General features: G+C 42.4%; 2 protein-coding genes. Both read left to right on the forward strand.

Annotation, left to right across the window (positions count from 1 at the left end; translation table 11 throughout):
- Window positions 1–732 (forward strand): hypothetical protein (locus B2X33_RS02660; protein ID WP_296667440.1); only part of this gene is annotated, 732 nt, incomplete at its 5' end.
- A 314-nt stretch (window positions 733–1,046) separates the two neighbouring features.
- Complete coding sequence (gene ilvB / locus B2X33_RS02665; protein WP_296667442.1) at window positions 1,047–2,813, forward strand: biosynthetic-type acetolactate synthase large subunit; 1,767 nt, start codon at window positions 1,047–1,049, stop codon at window positions 2,811–2,813.
- Window positions 2,814–2,827 lie beyond the last annotated feature (14 nt).

Consider the following 2,827-nt stretch of genomic DNA (forward strand, 5'->3'; position numbering starts at 1 on the left):
GCACCAGCAGAACCGACAGAAACTAAAGCATTTACTGGAAATACAATCAACCGCTACAGGCTCACATATTTTATGAACGGAGGCACTTACTTCGATGACGAAACAGCGGCAGAAGGCGGCACTGGCGGCAGCACAGCGGACAGAGTAAGCTATCACTGCGAAGATTCTACAACTGGAACCGAAATCATAAAAGCAGACGGAACTCCAATCATCAAGAAAAACACATATACATGGTCTTACTGGAGCAAAGACGCAACAAGCGAAACTGCAAGCAGATACAACGAACCTGGAACAGCACCAGAAGCGTATAAAGGCTACAAAAACTTGGATCTTTACGCAATGTTCGCAACAGACGCAAGTGTGGCAATCTTCGACAAACAAAGCCTTGAAATTCAAGACGGCTGGATTACGGTAGACACAGGAACGATCACTGGAAAAACAGCAGAAATTGAAGCTACAACTCAGACAGAAGCAAAATGGACGTTCACTCCAGGAGATGTAAAAGATGCGGAAGGCAACAAAATCGAAAATTTTGCTTATGACAAAGTAAACTTTACTGTAACAAGAGGCGGAACAATTTTTGAGGCATTATCCGCGGATAAAGTAGGCGCAGAAACAGACTTTACAATGTCACTTTCAGATCTTCCTGCAGGAATCTATCAGGTAATGTTCACCGCTCATTACGGCACAACTACGGTTTCTTATTCAATAATAACAACAATTACAAGATAAGATTTTAGTTTATCCCGGCCCGGCTAAGTCTTTAGCCGGGCTTTTTTTATAAACTGTCCACAAATGTTTATTTTTGATAGTTTTTTTCTTGAAAATACATTTTTCTTACATATTCTTGACAAAACGTTTTTGAGGTTACATAATCTGAAATATGTTTAATTCAAACCTTGTAAAAGTCAGCGTCCTTCTCGTGGTGGTTTCCATCTAGCCGGAAAGTCGTTGCTTTTATTTTTGTTTGATAAATTTAAAGCGTAAATCACAGGCTCTCCGGAACTAGTTTCCTGAGAGCCTTTTTATTTTTTTTGGAGAATAATATGAAGTTGACTGGCGCGCAAATCGTTGTAAAAATGCTCGAAAAACAGGGCATTAAGACTGTTTCTGGGATTCCAGGCGGTTCAATCCTGCCTTTGTACGATGAACTCAATAAAAGTTCAATCCGGCATATTCTGGTGCGACAGGAACAGGCGGCAGGCTTTATAGCGCAAGGAATGGCACGCACATCTGGAAAAGCGGCGGTCTGTCTGGCAACAAGCGGTCCAGGAGCAATGAACCTTTTGACGGCAATTGCAGACGCAAGAAGCGACTCGATTCCTCTGGTTGCCATAACCGGTCAGGTAAACACATATCTTATCGGAACAGATGCGTTTCAAGAAGCCGACACTTTCGGACTTTCGTTTCCAATCACAAAACATTCAATCGCAGTAAAAAATCCAGAAGAACTTTTGACGGCAATTCCACAGGCCTTTGCAATTGCCCAGGAAGGCCGTCCGGGTCCTGTTTTAATTGACATTCCGCGCGACGTTCAGCTTGCCCAGTGCGAAGTAGAAAGTTTTCCTGATTACGAAGATTTTTGCATAAAAGAAGAAAATGTGCGCTTTCATACAAAAAAAGAAGAAATTCAAAATATCGTAGAAAAAATGGCATTAGAGCTTGCGCAAGCAAAAAAACCGGTTTTGTACATTGGCGGTGGCTGCAATTCTCCAGCAGCAGCAAAAGCATTGAGGGAATTCAAAAAAAATTACCGTTTGCCCGTTGTAACTTCGCTTATGGCTTTGGGAGCAATTCCAAAAACAGATTCGGACAATGCCGGAATGGTCGGCATGCACGGCTCTTACCCGGCAAATGTTGCAATGTACGAAAGCGATCTGGTTTTTGCGGCAGGAGTACGCTTTGACGACCGCGCAACAGGAATCGTAAAAAAATTCTGTCCTTCTGCAAAAATTCTTCATATCGACATTGACGCTGCGGAAATAAACAAAATTCTCCCGACAACACACAGCCTTGTCTGCAAAGCAGAAACAGCAGTTCCGCTCATTACAGATTCGCTCAAAAATATTTTAAAAAATCAGGACAGCAAAGGATTTGCACAGGAACGCGAGCTTTGGGCAGAAAAAATCGCAAACCTTTCAAAAGAAAATTTTTCCCTCAACTGCGGTTCCCCGGACAAAAATCAAAAAAGAGAGGGTTTTGAAGATTCAGCAAATCCGCGAAAATTCATTTCAGAGCTTCCATCTCTTGCGCAAAACGCCGGACTCAACGAAAAAGACATACTCGTTACGACAGATGTCGGCCAGCACCAAATGTTTGCCGCCCAATACTATCCTGTAAACGAGCCGCGGACATTTTTAACTTCAGGAAGCCTCGGAACAATGGGTTTTGGACTTCCGGCGGCAATCGGAGCATCGCTTCAAAACCCGCAAAAAAGAATTATCTGCATAAGCGGCGACGGCTCAATTCTTATGAACATTCAGGAACTTGCAACTCTGGCCGAAAACAACCTTGCCGTAACGGTAATAATTTTTGTAAATCACACGCTCGGAATGGTTTACCAGCAGCAAAAGTTTCTTTTTGACAAAAATTATTCAGCAAGCACCTTTTCAGCACAGCCAGATTTTCTTCAAATTGCAAAGGGTTTTGGAATCGAAGGAACAAATGCAAACACGGACAGCGAATGGTTCAAAAAAGCCTTTGACCAAAACAGAAAAAACAGACCGTTCATTGTCACTGTAAAAGTTGATCCCGAAGAAAATGTACTGCCGTTTGTTCCAGGCGGAAAGGCAAATATTGATTCGATAAGATAAAATAAAAATTCGGG

This window comes from Treponema sp. UBA785, assembly GCF_002297065.1.
Classification (GTDB): domain Bacteria; phylum Spirochaetota; class Spirochaetia; order Treponematales; family Treponemataceae; genus Treponema_D.